Origin of the sequence: Priestia taiwanensis, from assembly GCF_014638355.1 — a bacterium.
GTDB lineage: Bacteria > Bacillota > Bacilli > Bacillales > Bacillaceae_G > Priestia_D > Priestia_D taiwanensis.
Window position 1 is genome coordinate 100,199 of record NZ_BMFK01000003.1, and the last position, 19,500, is coordinate 119,698.

The 19,500-nt window shown below is 41.2% G+C and carries 17 protein-coding genes, 1 riboswitch and 2 other annotated features; of the genes, 5 read left to right on the forward strand and 12 right to left on the reverse strand.

Annotated elements, in window-relative coordinates:
• Positions 1-8: 8 nt before the first annotated feature.
• From IEV41_RS15400 to ilvE, 6 genes are all read right to left on the reverse strand, one after another.
• Positions 9-1,532 (reverse strand): 2-isopropylmalate synthase, encoded by a 1,524-nt coding sequence (locus IEV41_RS15400; protein WP_188389390.1) that lies wholly within the window; start codon positions 1,530-1,532, stop codon positions 9-11.
• Between the two features lie 2 nt (positions 1,533-1,534).
• Positions 1,535-2,545, reverse strand: coding sequence for a ketol-acid reductoisomerase (gene ilvC / locus IEV41_RS15405; RefSeq protein ID WP_188389391.1), 1,011 nt, complete (start codon positions 2,543-2,545; stop codon positions 1,535-1,537).
• Between the two features lie 22 nt (positions 2,546-2,567).
• Positions 2,568-3,083 (reverse strand): acetolactate synthase small subunit, encoded by a 516-nt coding sequence (gene ilvN / locus IEV41_RS15410; protein WP_188389392.1) that lies wholly within the window; start codon positions 3,081-3,083, stop codon positions 2,568-2,570.
• Positions 3,080-4,774: an acetolactate synthase large subunit gene (ilvB, locus tag IEV41_RS15415; RefSeq protein WP_188389504.1), complete on the reverse strand. Its 1,695-nt coding sequence runs from the start codon at positions 4,772-4,774 to the stop codon at positions 3,080-3,082. The genes ilvN and ilvB overlap by 4 nt, the downstream gene beginning before the upstream one ends.
• Before the next feature lie 84 nt (positions 4,775-4,858).
• Positions 4,859-5,091: a binding site (T-box leader), on the reverse strand.
• Between the two features lie 4 nt (positions 5,092-5,095).
• The gene (gene ilvD, locus IEV41_RS15420; RefSeq protein ID WP_188389393.1) at positions 5,096-6,763 is read right to left on the reverse strand and encodes a dihydroxy-acid dehydratase; all 1,668 of its coding nucleotides are present in this window, start codon (positions 6,761-6,763) and stop codon (positions 5,096-5,098) included.
• Positions 6,764-6,778: 15 nt separating this feature from the next.
• Positions 6,779-7,675 (reverse strand): branched-chain-amino-acid transaminase, encoded by an 897-nt coding sequence (gene ilvE / locus IEV41_RS15425; protein WP_188389394.1) that lies wholly within the window; start codon positions 7,673-7,675, stop codon positions 6,779-6,781.
• Between the two features lie 490 nt (positions 7,676-8,165).
• Between ilvE and IEV41_RS15430 the strand changes: the two genes are divergently transcribed.
• A complete protein-coding gene (locus IEV41_RS15430) occupies positions 8,166-8,615 on the forward strand; it encodes a GNAT family N-acetyltransferase (protein ID WP_188389395.1) in 450 nt (149 codons plus the stop codon).
• Positions 8,616-8,910: 295 nt separating this feature from the next.
• Here the strand turns inward: IEV41_RS15430 and IEV41_RS15435 are convergent, their stop codons facing one another.
• From IEV41_RS15435 to IEV41_RS15445, 3 genes are all read right to left on the reverse strand, one after another.
• On the reverse strand, positions 8,911-9,348 hold the full coding sequence (locus IEV41_RS15435; RefSeq protein WP_188389396.1) for a hypothetical protein: 438 nt from the start codon (positions 9,346-9,348) through the stop codon (positions 8,911-8,913).
• Positions 9,349-9,489: 141 nt separating this feature from the next.
• On the reverse strand, positions 9,490-10,395 hold the full coding sequence (gene metA, locus IEV41_RS15440; protein ID WP_188389397.1) for a homoserine O-acetyltransferase MetA: 906 nt from the start codon (positions 10,393-10,395) through the stop codon (positions 9,490-9,492).
• Between the two features lies 1 nt (position 10,396).
• Positions 10,397-11,680 carry a bifunctional O-acetylhomoserine aminocarboxypropyltransferase/cysteine synthase gene (locus IEV41_RS15445; protein ID WP_188389398.1) on the reverse strand — a complete coding sequence of 428 codons (1,284 nt, stop codon included), beginning with the start codon at positions 11,678-11,680 and terminating at the stop codon, positions 10,397-10,399.
• Positions 11,681-11,762: 82 nt separating this feature from the next.
• A riboswitch (SAM riboswitch) is annotated at positions 11,763-11,867 on the reverse strand.
• Positions 11,868-12,097: 230 nt separating this feature from the next.
• On the opposite strand from IEV41_RS15445, the gene IEV41_RS15450 reads away from it, so the two are divergent.
• The gene (locus IEV41_RS15450; RefSeq protein ID WP_188389399.1) at positions 12,098-12,427 is read left to right on the forward strand and encodes a hypothetical protein; all 330 of its coding nucleotides are present in this window, start codon (positions 12,098-12,100) and stop codon (positions 12,425-12,427) included.
• Positions 12,428-12,493: 66 nt separating this feature from the next.
• On the opposite strand, the gene proS is transcribed toward IEV41_RS15450, so the two are convergent.
• On the reverse strand, positions 12,494-13,930 hold the full coding sequence (gene proS / locus IEV41_RS15455; protein ID WP_188389400.1) for a proline--tRNA ligase: 1,437 nt from the start codon (positions 13,928-13,930) through the stop codon (positions 12,494-12,496).
• A gap of 177 nt (positions 13,931-14,107) precedes the next feature.
• Positions 14,108-14,323: a binding site (T-box leader), on the reverse strand.
• A 150-nt stretch (positions 14,324-14,473) separates the two neighbouring features.
• Between proS and IEV41_RS15460 the strand changes: the two genes are divergently transcribed.
• The 3 genes from IEV41_RS15460 to IEV41_RS15470 all read left to right on the forward strand — a co-directional run bounded on the left by IEV41_RS15460 (position 14,474) and on the right by IEV41_RS15470 (position 16,706).
• The gene (locus tag IEV41_RS15460) at positions 14,474-15,118 is read left to right on the forward strand and encodes a DUF1796 family putative cysteine peptidase (RefSeq protein WP_188389401.1); all 645 of its coding nucleotides are present in this window, start codon (positions 14,474-14,476) and stop codon (positions 15,116-15,118) included.
• Positions 15,119-15,272: 154 nt separating this feature from the next.
• Positions 15,273-15,917 carry a DUF1796 family putative cysteine peptidase gene (locus IEV41_RS15465; protein ID WP_188389402.1) on the forward strand — a complete coding sequence of 215 codons (645 nt, stop codon included), beginning with the start codon at positions 15,273-15,275 and terminating at the stop codon, positions 15,915-15,917.
• A gap of 144 nt (positions 15,918-16,061) precedes the next feature.
• On the forward strand, positions 16,062-16,706 hold the full coding sequence (locus tag IEV41_RS15470; RefSeq protein WP_188389403.1) for a DUF1796 family putative cysteine peptidase: 645 nt from the start codon (positions 16,062-16,064) through the stop codon (positions 16,704-16,706).
• Positions 16,707-16,733: 27 nt separating this feature from the next.
• Here IEV41_RS15470 and IEV41_RS15475 read toward each other — a convergent pair whose 3' ends face one another.
• Both IEV41_RS15475 and IEV41_RS15480 read right to left on the reverse strand, forming a co-directional pair.
• Positions 16,734-17,258 carry a 2'-5' RNA ligase family protein gene (locus IEV41_RS15475; protein WP_188389404.1) on the reverse strand — a complete coding sequence of 175 codons (525 nt, stop codon included), beginning with the start codon at positions 17,256-17,258 and terminating at the stop codon, positions 16,734-16,736.
• Positions 17,259-17,311: 53 nt separating this feature from the next.
• Entirely contained in the window at positions 17,312-19,297 is a 1,986-nt protein-coding gene (locus IEV41_RS15480) for a YhgE/Pip domain-containing protein (RefSeq protein ID WP_188389405.1), read from the reverse strand.
• Positions 19,298-19,500 lie beyond the last annotated feature (203 nt).

Here is a 19,500-nt window from a genome sequence, read left to right on the forward strand (position 1 = left end):
TCTTCACCTCACGAGCGTGTTTCTGCAAATACTTCTTTTAACTTTCCTGCCGCATGTACGTATGCTCGCGCTGATGCTTCTAGTACATCTTGCGCTACGCCGTAACCAGATACACGACATCCGTCTAACTGTAATTCCACGTGCACTTGTGCTAATGCATCTTGCCCTTGCGTAATCGACTGAATGCGATAATCAACTAATGTACAATCCATGTTCAAAATACGTTGGATTGCGTTGTACACCGCTTCAATGCTACCTGCACCGGTTGCGGCATCTTCCACTTCATTCCCGTCTTTATCTTTCACACGAACTGTTGCCGATTGTGTACCATTTGAAACGAAATGTACTTGCACATGTTCAATCTCAAACGGTTGATTGTACGACGCTTTCCCTCCTGCGACTAATGCATGTAAGTCTGCATCCGTAATTTCTTTCTTCGTATCTGTTAAACTCTTAAATGCTTTAAATGTTTTCTCAATTTCTTGCTCGTCAAGTTCATAGCCGAGAAGTTCCATACGATTGATGAACGCATGACGACCAGAATGCTTTCCAAGAACGAGTGAATTATTTGTTACGCCAACTAATTCAGGCGAGATAATCTCATACGTCGTTACTTCTTTTAATACACCGTCTTGATGAATACCTGATTCATGGGCAAAGGCATTCGCCCCGACAATTGCTTTATTTCGTGGTACTGCCATGCCAGTCAAACGGCTCACAAGCGTACTCGTCTTCGCAATTTCATTTAGTTTCATACGTGACGGCGTTCCGTAGTGGTCTTGGCGAATATGAAGTGCGACTGCAATTTCTTCAAGTGCCGCATTGCCAGCACGTTCGCCAATTCCATTCATCGTTCCTTCTACTTGTCGTGCCCCGTTCTCAATCGCAGCGAGCGAGTTCGCCACGGCCATTCCTAAATCATCGTGGCAATGACAAGAGAAGATTGCTTTCTCAAACGATGGCACATGTTGACGTAAATAGTGGAACAATCGACCGTACTCCACTGGATTTGTGTATCCAACTGTATCAGGAATATTAATGACTTCAGCCCCTGCTTGAATTGCAATTTCAGCAACTTGTGCTAAAAATACATAGTCTGTTCGTGTTGCATCCTCTGCGGAGAACTGAACTTTCGGAAACAGCTCACGACACAGTTCAACGTGATACTTCACTGCCTCTAACACCTCTTGGCGCGACATCCGTAACTTATGCTTCAAATGAATCTCACTCGTTGCGATAAACACATGAATGCGAGGATCGATGCCACCTTTTAATGCTTCGTATGCCGTACGAATATCAGATTCTTTCGCACGTGCGAGTCCTGTTACTGAACAGTTCTTCAATGTATTGGCAATTTGTTGTACACCGAGAAAGTCACCGTGTGACGCCGCAGGGAAACCAACTTCTAGTATATCCATTCCTAGTCGTTCGAGCTGACGAGCAATCTGTAGTTTCTCAACCGCATTTAAGTTCACACCTGGCGATTGTTCTCCATCACGAAGCGTTGTATCGAACAGTTGGATACGGCTCATGGTTACTTCACCTCAACTTTGACTTTTGGCTGTACGAATGGCATCATGTCACGTAATTCACGACCAACCTCTTCTAATTGGTGTTTGTTTTCTACTTCGTTAATTGCATTGAACTGTGGACGACCATTTTTGTTCTCTTCGATCCATCCTTTTGCGAACGTACCATTTTGGATATCCGCTAATACTTCTTTCATTGCTTTCTTCGTTTCATCTGTCACAACGCGTGGACCAGATACGAAGTCTCCCCACTGTGCTGTGTCTGAAATCGAATAGCGCATGTTCGCTAATCCTCCTTCATATAGAAGGTCCACAATTAGTTTTAGCTCGTGTAAACATTCAAAGTATGCAACTTCTGGTTGATAACCAGCTTCTACAAGTGTTTCGAATCCCGCTTTTACAAGCGCTGTTGTACCTCCGCAAAGAACAGCTTGCTCTCCAAATAAATCTGTTTCTGTTTCTTCTTTAAATGTCGTTTCAAGTACACCTGCACGCGTTGAACCAATACCATCTGCGTATGATAAAGCTTTCTCACGAGCTGTGCCTGTTGCGTCTTGGTATACCGCAAATAATGCTGGTACGGCGCCGCCTTCTGAGAACGTACGACGAACAAGATGACCAGGTCCTTTTGGTGCTACAAGGAATACATCCACATCTTCTGGTGGTGTAATTTGACCAAAATGAATGTTGAAACCATGTGCGAATACTAACGCTTTTCCGACCGTTAAATGTGGCTCAATTTCATTCTCATATACTTCCGCTTGGCGCTCATCTGGTAGTAATACCATTACTACATCCGCTTCTTGTGCTGCATCTGCGACAGCTTTTACAGGGAACCCATCTTCTACTGCCTTCTCCCACGACTTCCCTTGACGAAGACCGATTACTACATCGAATCCATTGTCACGAAGGTTTTGTGCATGTGCATGCCCTTGTGATCCGTATCCAACGATTGCAATTTTCTTTCCCTCTAATACGTTCTTTTCTACTGAATGTTGATAATAAACATTTGCCATTGTAAATCCCTCCATATTTTTATTAGCTAATAATTAGCGTTTGATTTTTTTCTTGTTTTTTCGTACTACGTGTAAAGGCTGTTACGCCAGTACGGGCAATTTCTTTAATCCCAAACGTACGTAGTAAGTCAATCAGTGCTTCTACTTTCTCTTGTGTTCCTGTAATTTGTACGACAATTGAATCTTTTCCAACATCGATAACAGATGCACGGAACGGCTCAATTAAGCTATAAATCTCTGAACGAGAATGCGAATGCGCAGCTACTTTAATAAGGGCGAGTTCTCGTTCAATCATTGCTTCATCGGTGATGTCGGTAACTTTTAGTACGTCAATTTGTTTGTTCAGCTGTTTAAGTAACTGTTCGATTTGGCCTTTCGTCTCGACGTGAACAACAAACGTCATCCGTGAGAACGTCGCTGATTCTGTATGACCAACCGAAATACTTTCAATGTTGAATTGACGTCTAGTCATTACACCTGTAATGCGGTTCAATACACCACTCTGATTTCGTACCGTTGCGGTGATAATTCGTTTCATCCTTCTACACCTTCCATTTCATGCACGCCTTTTCCCGGTGGTACCATCGGCGTTACTTTCTCTGCTTGAAGAATGCGACAATCAATAACGACTGGTCCATCATAATCAATCGCTTGTTTTAACTCTTCTTCTGCCGTCGCTGGATTTGCAATGCGCACACCCCTTAACCCATATGCTTCTGCTAATGCGACGAAATCTGGTTGAACTGGTATGAGTGAATGCGAGTAGCGTTTGTTATAAAACTCTTCTTGCCACTGACGAACCATACCAAGCGCTTCGTTATTCATAATGAATACTTTCACCGGAAGGTTATGCTCTTTCAGTACAGAAAGCTCTTGCAGTGTCATTTGGAATCCAGCATCACCAACAATCGCAACAACAAGTTCGTCCGGATACGCAAACTGCGCCCCAATTGCGGCCGGGAAACCAAATCCCATCGTGCCGAGTCCACCAGAGGTAATCCAGCGGTGCGGCTCTGCGAGTGGATAATACTGTGCTGCCCACATTTGATGCTGTCCTACATCTGTCGTAATGATTGCCTTTCCTTCTGTCACACGGTACAACATTTCAAGCGCCGCTTGTGGCTTTAATTGTGGTGAATCATTACGATATACGTACGGATACTTCTCTTTTCGTTCTTGTAAAAGTTGTAGCCAATCCCCATGGTTCTCTTTCGGCTGTATATCCTCCAGCAACATTTCAAGTGCTCGCTTTGCCGTGCCAACAATCGGTACATGCGTTGGTACATTCTTGCCAATTTCAGCTGGATCAATATCGATATGTGCTACTTTCGCCCGTCTCGCAAAGTGCTGTAAGTTTCCTGTGAGACGATCATCAAACCGTGCGCCAATATTGATTAGTAAATCACATTCGTATAACGCCATATTTGCCGTATATGATCCATGCATCCCCCCCATACCAAGGAATAGTTCGTCTTCTGGATCAAATCCACCTAATCCAAGTAATGTATGCACCACTGGTAACTGATACGCTCGTGCAAATGTGCGTAATTCATTCGATGCATCTGCATGAAGGATACCTGCCCCCGCTAATACTATTGGTTTTTCTGAATTTCCAATTAATTTTAGCAACTTTGCGATCTGTAAGCGATTTGGCTCATACGTCGGTTGATAACCTGGTAAGTCCATCTCAACCTTCTCTGGCCTCACACCTGCATCGACAACCATATTTTTCGGTAAGTCAATCACTACTGGCCCTGGTCTTCCGGTTGTTGCGATATGGAATGCCTCTTTCATGATGCGCGGTAAGTCACTTACGTTACGAACTTGGTAATTGTGCTTCGTCACTGGTGTCGTTAAGCCAATGATGTCGGCTTCTTGGAATGCATCTGTTCCAATCACCGTCGTTGCTACTTGACCTGTAAAAACAACGAGTGGCAATGAATCCATCATCGCATCTGTTAGACCCGTGAGAATATTCGTTGCACCAGGTCCGCTCGTCGCAATGACAACACCAGGTTTCCCTGTTACACGTGCATATCCTTCCGCCGCATGAATAGCACCTTGCTCATGCCTTGTTAAAATGTGTGGGATATCGAGATCGTACAAAGCATCATATAGAGGTAATACCGCCCCTCCTGGATACCCAAAAATAATCTCTACCCCCGCTTCCTTCAATCCTTCAATTAACAACGTCGCACCAGTTTCCAGCTTTTGCGCTGTCTGCTGCATATGCGCTTCCATTCTTCATTCCCCCTTCTATATGCTTACTTGAAAAAACAACAAAAAAACCTTTCACCCACACTCCAGCTAAGCTAAAGGGACGAAAGATTTCGTGGTACCACCCTTCTTCGTAAACGAACAAAACAAAAACCATCGTTTACCTCGAAAAGCCTATAACGCAGCTACCGTTCAAACCTAGATCCAACTGGATGTTCAGTTTGTCACTCCTGGGCGACATTCATTGCTGCGAACCATCGGTTTCCACCACCCACCGACTCTCTGTGAGGCTTCGCAAGACAACTACTCTTCCCTATCTATGCTTTCAATCTATTAAACTTTTAAAATACCACCAGTATTTGCAGATGTAACGAGTTTCGCATAACGCGCTAAATAACCTGTTTTTACTTTCGGTTCTGGCGCTACGAATAACTCTTTACGATCATTTAGCTCTTCTCGATCAACATCTAAGAAAATTGTTCGCTTCTCTAAGTTAATCATAATTTTGTCGCCGTTCTTGATATATGCAATTGGCCCACCTTCTGCTGCTTCTGGCGACACGTGTCCAATTGCAATACCTCTCGTCGCACCAGAGAAACGACCATCTGTCATAAGTGCTACTTTCGTTCCAAGTCCTCTTCCAACAATAGAAGATGTCGGGGCAAGCATCTCTGGCATACCTGGCCCACCTTTTGGTCCTTCGTAACGAATAACCACAACGTGCCCTTCACGAACTACTCCGTTATCAATGGCTTCTACTGCCTCATCATGGGAGTCAAAGCAAATCGCTTCTCCTTCAAATACTTTGATAGAAGAATCTACTGCACCTACTTTGATAACGGCACCATTTGGAGCGACGTTCCCAAATAACATGGATAGACCTCCAGTATGACTATATGGGTTTTCGATTGTTCGTATGACATCAACATTCGTAATCTCCGCATGTTTCACATTTTCTCCAAGTGTTTTCCCCGTAATGGTTATACGGTCGGGATGGATGGCACCTGGAATACGTGTTAATTCGTTCATAATAGAGGCAACTCCACCCGCCAAATGAACATCATGCATCGAATAATGTGATGCTGGACTAATCTTTGATAAATACGGTACGCGCTCAGCTACTTCATTAATACGCTCTAAGTCGTAGTCGATGCCAGCTTCGTTCGCAATCGCCAACATATGTAGAACCGTATTCGTTGAACCACCCATTGCCATATCAAGCGCAAATGCATCATCAATTGCTTCTTTTGTAATGATGTCACGTGGCTTAATGTCTCTCCTCACGAGATCAACTAAATGAAACGCCGCTTGGCGAATTAACTCGTGACGCTCTTTACTCGTCGCTACAATCGTTCCGTTTCCAGGTAATGCAACACCAAGCATCTCCATGATGGAATTCATCGAGTTTGCGGTGAACATTCCCGAACACGAACCACACGTTGGACAAGCAGCTTTTTCAATATCTAATAGCTCTTCAAGTGCCATGCTTCCAGACTTGAATGCGCCAACACCTTCAAATACAGATACGAGCGATAGCGCTTTTCCGTCTTTTGACAAGCCCGCTTCCATCGGTCCACCAGATACGAATACAGCTGGTACGTTCGTACGTACTGCCGCCATTAACATACCTGGCGTAATTTTGTCACAGTTTGGCATGTAGAACACACCGTCAAACCAGTGCGCATTGATTACCGTTTCTGCTGCATCTGCGATTACTTCACGGCTTGGCAATGAATACCTCATACCAATATGCCCCATCGCGATACCATCATCTACGCCAATCGTATTGAATTCGAACGGGATACCACCTGCTTCACGAATTGCCGCCTTTGCTACATCCGCTAACTCACGCAAATGGATATGACCAGGTACGATATCAATATAGGAGTTACAAATAGCGATAAATGGTTTATCCATTTCGTTTTCTTTTACCCCCGTTGCTCGAAGCAAGCTACGATGCGGTGCTCGGTCAATTCCTTTTTTAATCATATCGCTACGCATGTTCTTCTCCTCCTACTAGCTAATCTTCTCTTCCTCGTATACTTTCTCTCCGTCACGTACAACCAGTTGACGGAACTCATCTAACAATACATTCGTAATCGGTCCTGGTACCCCAGTACCAATGACACGACCATCTACATTCGTTACCGAAATAACTTCCGCTGCTGTACCTGTTAAGAACACTTCATCTGCTACATACACATCATGACGTGTTACAAGTTCTTCACGCATGTCATATCCTAGCTTTTGCGCTAATTCAATAATTGCATTGCGTGTAATTCCTTCTAACGCACCACATGATGCTGGTGGTGTAACGATTTTGTTTCCTTTTACAACAAACACATTGTCGCCCGAACCTTCCGTTACGTATCCTTGGTCGTTCAACATTAGGGCTTCCGATACACCTGCTAACTGTGCCTCAATACGTACTAAAATATTATTTAAATAGTTCAATGATTTCACTTGTGGACTTAATACATCTGGACGATTACGTCTCGTCGCCACTGTAATAATTGGAATACCCGCTTCATACATTTCTTTCGGGAATAACGCTAACTGCTCCGCAATCACAACAACATTTGGCTTTGGACAAGATGCTGGATCTAATCCAAGATTTCCAGGCCCTCTCGATACGACTAGGCGAATATATCCATCTAATAGCTCATTTTGACGAATTGTATCCACGACGATTGCTGTCATCTCTTCTAGTGTGTATGGAATATGTAGCAGGATTGCTTTCGCTGATTCATATAGTCGCACGAGATGTTCTTTCAATCGAAAGACGTTCCCACTATAGACGCGGATTCCCTCAAACACTCCATCTCCATATAAGAAACCATGATCATAAACCGAAACTTTTGCATCTTCTTTTTTCACAAATTCACCATTAAGGAAAATTAACTGTTCCGCCATCTTTGTCTCTCCTTCTTGAAATCTTTAAACAAATGCTATTCTTTTCTTTCACCTATAATTGTCATCTAGTGTACACCTTTTCGCTTTATAAATCAAAGAATTTTCTGAATAATTAGAATAAAAGTACAAACCGCAAAAGAAAGGGTTATTGATATAACAATAATGGTAGCGTTTACAAGTTGTTTCAAAAAACTTTTCGACATTTTTCACGCGCATGTAAACTAGCCTTTAACAGGATATATCTTCCATCTCCTCTTCACTAGACACGAGTATCCATCCACTTAGTTGCTAAGAAAGATTACGCAGTTGTATGTTAATAAGAATACTTGCTTATATGCAAGGAAAAACAACAAAAAGCAATCATCATCGATATTCCACAAAAACACCCCCTTCTCTATGCGACACATTCTATCATCTGTCCTAGTAGTAATTTACAATTATTTCAATTAAACTAACAATAGAAGAAACTAGTAATCTAAAGGAGATTAAAATGAAAACTCATAACGTTGTATTAGAAGAGTTACATGAACACAATTGGTATGAATGTTGTCAATTAGAGGTTGCGGAAAATCAAACAAATCACATTGAGCCAAATGCTGTATCTATCGCTCAATCAAAGTTCGAACCTTCTCTTCGAACGTTCGCCATCAAGTATGAAGAGAAGACAGTAGGATTCTTCATGTTTAATACGGTGGAAGAAGAATTAGGTGGACATTGGATTTATCGCATCATGGTGGATAAACAATACCAAGGACGCGGAATTGGTAAGCGAGCAATGCAATTAATAATAGAAGAAATCGCAACGTTACCACAGGCAAAACGAATTGTTGTTGGCTATCACCCTGGGAATACTGGCGCACATCAGCTATATGCTAGTGTAGGATTCGTCGATCATGGGAATCGTTTCGGAAAAGAAATGGCAGTTGTGCTAGATTTATAGACGTACAATGAGCAGCTTCAAATAAGAATATTAGTTCTTTACGAAAAGGCTGGATAGCCTATGCACTGCACTACGAGTGGACGCTTTCCGCGGGCGAGAGCGAGTCTCCTTGGCTAGCCTGCGGGGTCTCCCATTCCTCGCTTTTCCCGCAGGAGTCACGACTCTCCGTTCCGTGCATGAAATATCCTTTACTATCAAAAAATCAACATCATCTAGTAATGAACCTTTCTTTCAATAGATAGAAAAAGCGTGAAAGACGTTCTTCTAGAAGAACATTTTTCACGCTTTTCATCTATTACTTCTTTCCTTTTTCTATTTCATACAAATAATGTACAAAGCTATCATAGAACATCGCTAACCGGTCCCATATCCATCTATTGCTGTCCACGTCTTTTTCTCCGCAATCAATTACATCCGTTCGGTCTGTTACTTTCGTCGCCGTTTTCACAATGGGAAGGGTGATTTTTGGAATGTGTGGAATCTTCTTCACAACCTCTGCAAAGTTTCCAACATACACATGACCTAAGATTTCAATCGCCAATGATTTCGCCGTAATGTGTATATCATGACCATGTATTTCTATGAAACGTTCTTTCAAGAACTTAGCTAATTGAAGCGGTGCATCTGGACGCTTTAAGATTGTTTGTAAGCTTGATGTATTCGCCAGATGTATCGATTTTGGCTTCATTTCCACACTTATCCCCTCACCCATAAATACCATCAGCATGTACATACTAGCACCACCTTTTATCCTATATGTATGCTAGTTAGGATGAACGGAAACAACACATATATGTATACATGTTATGCCTACCAATAGAAAGGACAAACGTACCAACAAAAACGCCCTTTCCATATGAAAGGACGTTTGTTTTTATAACACATACGGTGTTTCTTGATACACGTAATAGTTCAACCAGTTCGAGAATAGTAAATTCCCATGACCTCGCCATCTAACAACTGGTTCTTGCGACGGATCATTATTCCTAAAGTAATTCACAGGTACATCAATATCAAGTCTTTTTTGAACATCACGCTCATATTCCTTCTTCAATGTACACCCTGCGTATTCACTATGCCCCGTCACGAAAATATGCTTCTTATCGTTACTTCCGACAATATGAACACCTGCATCATCTGATTCACTTAAAATCGTCAATTCTGGAATTTGCTTAATTTCGTCACGTCGTACTTCTGTATAACGGGAATGCGGTGCATAGAAACAATCATCAAATCCCCGGAACAACTGAACGTTTTTTTCTAGCACATTATGTTCAAACACACCGAATACTTTCTTATCTACTAAATGCTTCTGTACACCATAATGATGATAAAGCCCCGCTTGTGCACCCCAACATATATGAAGCGTGGAAGTCACATTTGTTTTCGTATATTCCATAATTTCGACAAGCTCACTCCAGTAATTCACATCTTCAAATTCCATCGTTTCAATTGGCGCTCCCGTAATGACCATGCCGTCTAACTTCCGATGTTTAATGTCTCGGAAGCTTTTGTAGAAGGACTCCAAATGGTGCTCCGATACGTTTTTGGACTTATGTGTTTCCGTATGAATGAGATCAATATTTACTTGAAGTGGTGTATTTCCAAGTAATCGTAACAATTGTGTTTCTGTTTCAATTTTTGTTGGCATTAAATTTAAAATTGCAATTTCTAGTGGACGAATATCTTGCGTTTCCGCACGGTCATTCGTCATGACGAAAATATTTTCGTTTCGTAGTATTTTCGCTGCAGGTAAATCTTTGTTAATAACAATCGGCATTTCATTCTCCCCCTGATTCTAACGCTTGCTGCAAATCAGCAATAATATCTCCTACATCTTCTATTCCGACTGATAGACGAATTAAATCCTCTGTTACCCCTGCGGCTTTTTGTTGGTCAGGTGATAATTGACGATGCGTCGTACTAGCAGGATGGATGACACATGTACGAGCATCGGCTACGTGTGTCACAAGCGCAGCTACATTCAACTGCTCAATAAATAATTTCGCTGCCTCGAAACCACCTTTCACACCAAATGCTAGGACACCACTTGCGCCTTTTCCTAAATACGCTGTCGTACGCTCGTATTGCTCGCTACTTTCTAATCCCGGATAATTCACCCAACTAATATGTTCGTTCGTTTCTAACCACTTCGCAATTTCGAGGGCATTATTACTATGACGTTCCATACGAAGATGCAATGTTTCTAAACCAATGTTGCTTAAAAAGGCATTGAATGGGCTCATACAGTTTCCATAGTCACGAAGTAACTGTACACGAGCCTTCACAATGTATGCAGCTGCTCCAAATGCTTCCACATATTTCACACCGTGATAGCTCGGATCTGGTTCGACAAATTCAAGATAGTCCCCATTTGTCCAATCAAAGTTCCCACCATCAATGACTACGCCACCAAGGCTCGTCGCATGACCGTCCGCATACTTCGTTGTTGAATGAACAATAATATTTGCACCGTGTTCAAACGGCTTGCATAAGCAAGGGGTAGCAAGCGTATTGTCCACGATAAACGGCACGCTTAGCTCTGTCGCGACTTCCTTACATACCGCGAAGTCCAATATATTGAGCCCTGGATTCCCAATCGTTTCTCCGTACAGCACTTTCGTATTTGGCTTAGCTAGCTTGAGAATATCAGCTGCTGGAAGTTCTGGATCGAAGAATGTCACCTCGATGCCAAGCTTTTTCAAGCTCACCGCAAATAAGTTATATGTCCCGCCGTATACGGTCGCTGCGCATAAAATATGATCACCCACTTGGCAAATATTTAAGATTGCAAGCATAATAGCCGCTTGCCCAGAAGCTGTTGCAACAGCTCCAACACCGCCTTCTAGCTGATTCATCTTCTCTTCAAAGGCTGCGACTGTTGGATTACTAATACGAGAATAAATGTGACCTTCTGCCTCTAAATTAAATAAAGCAGCTAAATCATCCGCCGTATCGTATTTGTACGTTGTACTTTGATACAGTGGCAACACACGTGGTTCTCCTTTTTTCGGTGTATATCCACCTTGTACACAAATCGTTCCGTTTCCCCACTTCTCGCTCATCGTTATCCCCCTTTTTCTTAACCAACATAAAAAAACCGCTTCTCCCAAAAGGTAAAAGAAGCAGTTTGCACCCACGATTCTTCTCTTATCTTTCAGGTCAAGCCTGCAGGATTTAGCACAATTCCGGTTATACCGGCTGTTGCCAAGGTTTCATCGGGCCAGTCCCTCCACCTTTTCTTGATAAGTCTATTCAGTTACCGTGATTTTATAATGAAAAGATTGGTGATGTCAAATATTTATCTGAAAATTCCTTCATTATTAACAAAAATGCCGTTGCAACCTATTTATAGAATCTATCATTTGATGAACCCTATCAAAACCCGGTATGTCGAACCTTCGTATGAACCTGAAAATAATTGTGTACATTGCCTAGAAGTTGAATATGATGTAATAACACCATTGAAGAGAGGGATCAACATGCAGGAGACATTACCAATGTGGATTTGGATTCTTTATTACTTCATTTTAGTAATGGGGCTTTATTTTAGTGTGAGGCGCTTAGTTACGACTGGCTTTCATTTTCTCTCTGTGCTTCTAATTATCGCTGCGATTTCAAACGTTGCAATACTTATCTTTTTCGGCGTAGGGTACGGAATACGCTTCAACGAAAATGAATTTGAATTCCTTGTACGGATGATACGAGAGAAAGAATTATGGGCTTATTATGTAACCGCATCGTATATTTTCGTACTATATTATGTCATGTACAAATGGCGCAGACGAGCACGCCGCTATCTGACAAAATAAGTAGAAAAAAAGGTATAGCCATTCTTACCCGGTAGACGGGAAGAATGATTATACCTTTTCGTTTTATTAGTATGCTTTGCCCCAGTAAACCATTGTTTTAGCTGGCTTGCCACAGCATACGCAGTCGCTTGCTAATTCTTCTTGTTCGAATGGCATACAACGAGATGTGATTGTTAACTCTTCTTTTAGCTTCTCTTCACACTCTAACTCGCCGCACCACATTGCTTTAATGAAGCCTGGCTTCTCTTCTGCAATTTGCTTTAACTCATCGAAGTTACGAGCAACATGTGTGCTCTCTTCGCGATGTGCTAATGCTTTTGCGTATAAGCCTTCGTGTACTTCATCAAGTAATTGTGGAATACGTGTTGCTAATTCTTCCATTGGTACGAAGATCTTCTCGCGAGTATCACGACGTACTAATGCTACTTGACCTTTTTCGATATCTTTTGGTCCAACTTCTAAGCGGATTGGAACACCTTTCATTTCGTACTCGCTGTATTTCCAACCTGGACGTTTATCAGACGCATCTGTCTTCACGCGTGCGTACTTCTTGATTTCTGCTTGTAATTCAGCAGCTTTCTCTAATACGCCTTCTTTATGTTGTGCTACTGGTACGATTACAACTTGTGTTGGAGCAATACGTGGTGGTAATACAAGACCGCTATCATCACCGTGAACCATGATTACTGCACCGATTAAGCGCGTTGTCATACCCCATGAAGATTGGTGAACGTGTTGTTCTTTACCAGTCTTGTCTGTGTATGTGATGTCGAATGCTTTCGCAAAGTTATCTGCAAAGTTATGAGACGTTCCTGTTTGCAGTGCTTTACCATCATGCATTAAGCTCTCAATTGTGTACGTTGCTTCTGCTCCAGCGAACTTTTCTTTCTCCGTCTTTTGACCTTTTACAACTGGAATCGCTAAGTAGTCTTTACAGAATTCCGCGTAAATGTTTAACATTTGGATTGTTTCTGCTTTAGACTCTTCTGCTGTCGCGTGAGCTGTATGACCTTCTTGCCATAAGAACTCAGTTGTACGTAAGAATGGACGAGTTGTTTTCTCCCAGCGTACTACTGAACACCATTGGTTATATAACTTTGGTAGATCATTGTATGATTGGATTGTTTTTGCATAGTGTTCGCAGAATAATGTTTCTGACGTTGGACGTACACATAATTTCTCTGCTAATGGCTCGCTTCCTCCGTGTGTTACCCATGCAACTTCTGGTGCGAATCCTTCTACATGATCCTTTTCTTTTTGAAGTAGGCTTTCTGGAATGAACATTGGCATGTAGACATTCTCATGGCCTGTTTCTTTGAATTGCTCATCTAATACTTTTTGGATGTTCTCCCAAATTCCGTATCCGTATGGACGTAAGATCATACATCCTTTTACGCTTGAGTAATCTACTAATTCTGCTTTCTTAACGATGTCTGTATACCACTGTGCGAAATCTTCATCCATCGCTGTAATTTCACTAACAACTTTTTTGTTATTTGACATGTTCGCTTCCTCCTTGTGTTTTTTGATTCTTCACCAAAAGACTGCACTTGCACTCCGAGTGGACGCTTTTCCCATAAGAGTCGCGACTCTCCGTTCCGTGCATCAAATCAACCGCATGATTTGGTGATGAACCTATTTTTTCCTTTTAAAAGCAACAAAAAAAAGCCCGCATCCCGCAATAGGGACCGAACTTTTCGGTGGTACCACCCTGATTAATACATCCGAAGATATATTCTCTCAATTAGTTAACGGTTGTATCCGCTGTAGCCTACTATCATTTCGGTACAGGACTCGGAGGCTGGTTCGATACGTATTTTGTAAGAATCTCTCACCGTGTGATTCTCTCTCTTGGACAAAATAGCTGTATGTACTATTCCTCGTCATTGTCGATTCGTATGCTTTTTTCGCATTTCTTAATATGCCTTATGATAATATAATCCTTCCCATCTTGCAACAGGAGTATACAATTTTTTTCTGTATCTTGGCCTTTCTACTAGCTCCTCTCTTTTCTATCATACATACGATATAAAAAGGAGGATTGTCATGAAACTACAAGATATTAAAGGAACATATGATATGATTTATAGCCTCGGAAATCAATGTGCAGTTGCTGGTAAATTACGTCGTTATCAAGTGCGCCCGTATGCTGGTGTGATTGATTGGATGATTAGCTTTTCGTTGCCTGGTGTAACAAATCTATTACGTAATCGTTTTGCAAATTTTATGGAGACAGAAACGATGGCCTTTGATGGATACCATGCCGGCGGAGAAAAACTATTAGTACGAGATACACTCTATGATGTCCATTCTGCGCACGATTTTCCCGTTCCAGAAAATAGCCCTACTCACTGGCCAAGCTATCCACCGTTTAAAGAAAAAATGGATACTCTCACACATCGCTTTCTCCAAGACTTAGAAAGCTGTGAACATATCCTGTTCGTACGTCTAATTGGAACCTACGAAGAAACAATAGAACTAGCAACTGTCTTATCTTCCGTTGTCAAACATAACTTCACCCTTCTCATGCTGAATCCAATCGCCGAGCATACGATTGTTGAATACGACTGGGACATTCCACATGTATGTAGCCTTGGCATCCCAATGGGTGCACCGTACGATGATATTTGGGACACCATGATGAGTGGCATTATCTGCAGTAGACCAGTTATCGTTGAAGAATGGCCATAACACTCATCTCGATTATATATATTCTCTATGCAACGTACGCACCTTTTGCTCCAACTATTCATCTTCATCATGTTGAAATAGCATTGCTAGATGAGCATTTGTACCATGTCCTTTCTTTTCTATTGTACATACGATATAGAAAGGGGGGATATTAATGAGATTACAAGATATTAAAGGAAAATATGATGCGACGTATAGCCTTGGGAACCAATGTGCCATCGCCAACAAATTACGTCATTATCGACTACGCCCATATGCTGGCGTAACCGACTGGATGCTGACGGCTTACTTACCTGGATTGTCAAAACTATTACGAAACCGCTTTGCAAATTTCATGGAAAAAGAAAATATGATATTCGACGGATATCACGCAGCTGGTGCACAACTCTTTATCAAAGATACACTCTATGATATTTCCGCTGCACATGACTTTTCAACGATAGCAAATACGCCAACTGATTGGCCCGTATATCCACAATTTAAAGCAAAAGTTGATCGACGAATCCGCCGTTTTTTACGGGACATGGAAACATGTGAACGGATTTTATTCATACGTATGATGGGGACATTCGAAGAAACGAAAGAATTGGAAGCCGCACTCTCTTCCATCATCAAACACGACTTCACTCTCCTCATGTTGAATCCAATTAATGAAATCAAAATTATTGAATATGAATGGGACATTCCACATGTATGTAGCCTTGGAATTCCAATGGGGGATGAATTCCCTGAAGTTTGGGACGTTATCATGGGCGGCATTATGTGTAGTGGACAGCTTATTATGGAAGAACATGTATAGAAATCGTCCAGTATCCATGGGCGATTTTTTAATGCTGTCATCTTCCTATCTTTCAACAAAAGGATACATTTTTATTGGTAAATAAGTATTTCTCCTATGCTCTCTCTCTCCTATGGTACATACACTATAGAAAGGAGGATTGTCATGAAATTACTAGATATTAAAGGAAAATATGATATGATTTTTAGCCTCGGGGATCGCTGCGAAATTTCTACTAAATTACGTCACTATCGATTACGTCCATATGCTGGTGTCTTCGATTGGATGATTACCTTTTCTTTGCCTGATTTGACAAACCTTTTACGTAACCGCTTTGCAAACTTCATGGAAAAAGAAAATATGGTGTTTGAAGGTCTTCATGCTGGTGGGGAAAAATTATTATTGCGTGATACTCTCTATGATATCTATTCTGCCCACGATTTCTCTGCCCCTCCGAACACAGCGTATCACTGGCCAACGTACCCAGCGGTCAAAGAAAAATTTGGGAGAAGAATACACCGCTTTCTCAAAAATCTAGAAGACTGCGAACATATCTTGTTTGTTCGCATGAATGGAACATATGAAGAAACGAAAGAATTAGAAGTGGTCTTATCTTCTCTTGTAAAACATAAATTTACCCTACTCATGCTAAATCCAATCAACGAACATACCATTATCGAATACAACTGGGATATTCCACACGTATGTAGCTTAGGTATTCCGATGGGTAAAGAGTATCCAGACATTTGGGATACTCTCATGGGAGGCATTATGTGTAGTGGTCAATTAGTGATAGAAGAAATTGCATAAAAACCGTCCAATAGCGGACGGTTTTTATCATTGTAGTATATATTCTTTATGCAAAATCCACGTATGTTGTTCCCATCTATATAAGGAAATAGTCGAAAAACTGCTCTCAAAATCACACGGAGATTGGTGCACATACTCCCATAATTCCGAGAATATCTTCTGTATCTTCTTTGACGTAATTGTCAGATGAAAGATTTTATCTTTTCCATCGTGAGCTTGAAACTGTAACCATGGCAATGTTTGTAGGTTTTCTATTAGCCTATCGTGCATTTCTTTCGCTTCTTTTGATGCAAACACATCCATATAAATCACACGATCATCAAAATGATTATATCCTTTTATATGAATTGGTGCAGCTTTCTCTTTCTTAGCAAATCTCTCTAATACATGCTCCATCTCCTCAATTCGTTCCGCTTCAAATGGTGATTTAATCGTAATATGTGCTGGTAGCTTCGATGATTTCGCTCCGAATTTCTCAAATACATCACGACGCATTTCGTTATTGAACGTTCCTGCAGCGTCGTCTAACACAAATGCTAATACATACCTCATACTATCCCTCCTAAAAGAAAAATGGTGCCTATCTACTAGACACCATTTTATCACTATTTAATATTCGCCAGTTTCTTAAATTGAATGCGGAAATACATGTAACTTCCTGCTAAGCAGACAGACATAAATGTACAGATGACCGCAACATTTTCCCAAATATATGTCATATCTCCTGTTGATACAATTGCACGGAACCCTCGAATGGTATACGTCATCGGTAACCATGGATGTAAGTTTTGGAAGAAATTAGGAACCAATTCAATCGGGAATGTTCCCGCTGTTGAAGATAACTGGAATAAAAGTAACAAGATAACGATGAAACGTCCGACATTACCAAATACCGTTATGAAAAACTGTACCATCGCAAAGAACATAAGACTCGCTATAATACATAGGAAGTAGAACATCGGAATACTTGTGACTTCAATCTTCAAGTAACCTATCACAAACGTTGCGACGATAACCGCTTGAAGTATCCCTTCAATCGCCATAACTCCAAATTTACTTGAAAACCAAGCTCCTCCAGATGGTGGTAGGCTAAATGGATCTTTCATCGGGAACACTGTTGATAACATAAATGCCCCAACGAATAAACCAAGTGACAAGAAGTACGGTGCCATACCAACACCATACGTCGTGACGTCGTTATTCGCCGCTTTATCCTTTTCTACTGGAGAAGCAAAATGCTTATACGTCTCTAACGTTGTATCTTGCGTCGCTGCCTCTGCACCTTCACGTAATTTCTCTTTCAATTCTTTCGAACCGTCTGTAAGTTGCTTCTGACCATCTTGCATTTGCGCAAACCCTGCATTCGCAGCCTTCTGTGCATCTTCTACTTTCTTTAATACTTCCTGCACTTGCTTATCTGCAGCTTCTTGCACTTTCGCTTGTTCTTTCGGAAGATTTTCATTAACGACTTGATGCGCCTTATCCTGCAAGATAGGTTTCAAACGATTGAATTCATTTGTTGTCACCTCATGCGCCTTGTTCACTAACACAGGCTTTTGTTTTTCGACTTGCTTTTGCACTTCCTCTTGTGCACGAGGTGTAATTGATTCTGTTACGACTTCCATAAAGCGTTTATCTAACGCTTCTTTATATGGCTTTAATTGCTCTTGTAGTTCTGGTGGTAACGTACTAAGGAGGTTATTTTGATTTGTTACTTCTTTCGCCTTATCGCGCACACCTTTTGCAACAGCTTCATTTATTTTCTGCTTTGCTTCATTTGAATGTTCGTTAATCGTACGATCTAACTTTTCGTGAATAGCAGCATTCGCTGCATCGCTATGTTCAGCAATATAGCTATCAATTTTACCGTTAATCGTGTTCTTCGCCACGTCACCGTACTTATTAATATACGCATCCACCTGGTTAGGTGTTTTTGATACTTTCTCGTTAATTTGCGTATTTAATGTGTCTTTGAATTGCTGAATTCCTTCTCCTAACAGGTTCAGTCCATCCTCGATTTGGCCAGCACCGTCACTCGCTTGTGATAAGCCATCTGCTACATTACTTAACGCAAGAAACATTTGCTCGACATACGTTTCTGTCAAACTAGTAGATACTTCACCACGAATCGTTTCAACAATTTTATCGGCAATCTGTGCTGAAATGAAGTTAAAACTACTATTCTCTTTATAAATTAACTGCATTGGCTTTGGTGAAGGGTCCATAATTGTCGTTGCGTGATCTGACATCCCTTCTGGAATATAAATCGCTAAATAATACTCGTGATTATCCAACCCTTCCTCCGCATCTTCTCGCGTCATGAATTGAAAATTAACGGTATCCTTTTCGCCTAACTTCTTAACCAACTCTTCTCCAACCGCAATACGGTTTCCTTGGAAATCAACAGGTTGATCTTCATTGACAACTGCAACAGGTAAATGTTTTATATTCCCATATGGGTCCCAATTTGCAATTAAATAAATACCACAATAGAGGAGTGGAATAACAAGTAAGCCAAGAAGCGGAACAATTACTTGCCTAGACTTTACTATATTCCGAACTTCTCCCCAGAAAAACGTCCAACCTTTCATTCTCTCATCTCCTTCTATTATTATTTTACTAGTACTAATTACATGCTTTGACTATTTTGTTATTATGTTCATTTTTAAAAATATGTTAGTAATTATATAACTTTAGGCAGAAACTACGCAAGGTGAAGTGACTTCAAGAAAGCGCTTTAATGTTATCTTAACGAAATATTTACATATAAAAAGCACTGTTTTCTATACAAAAC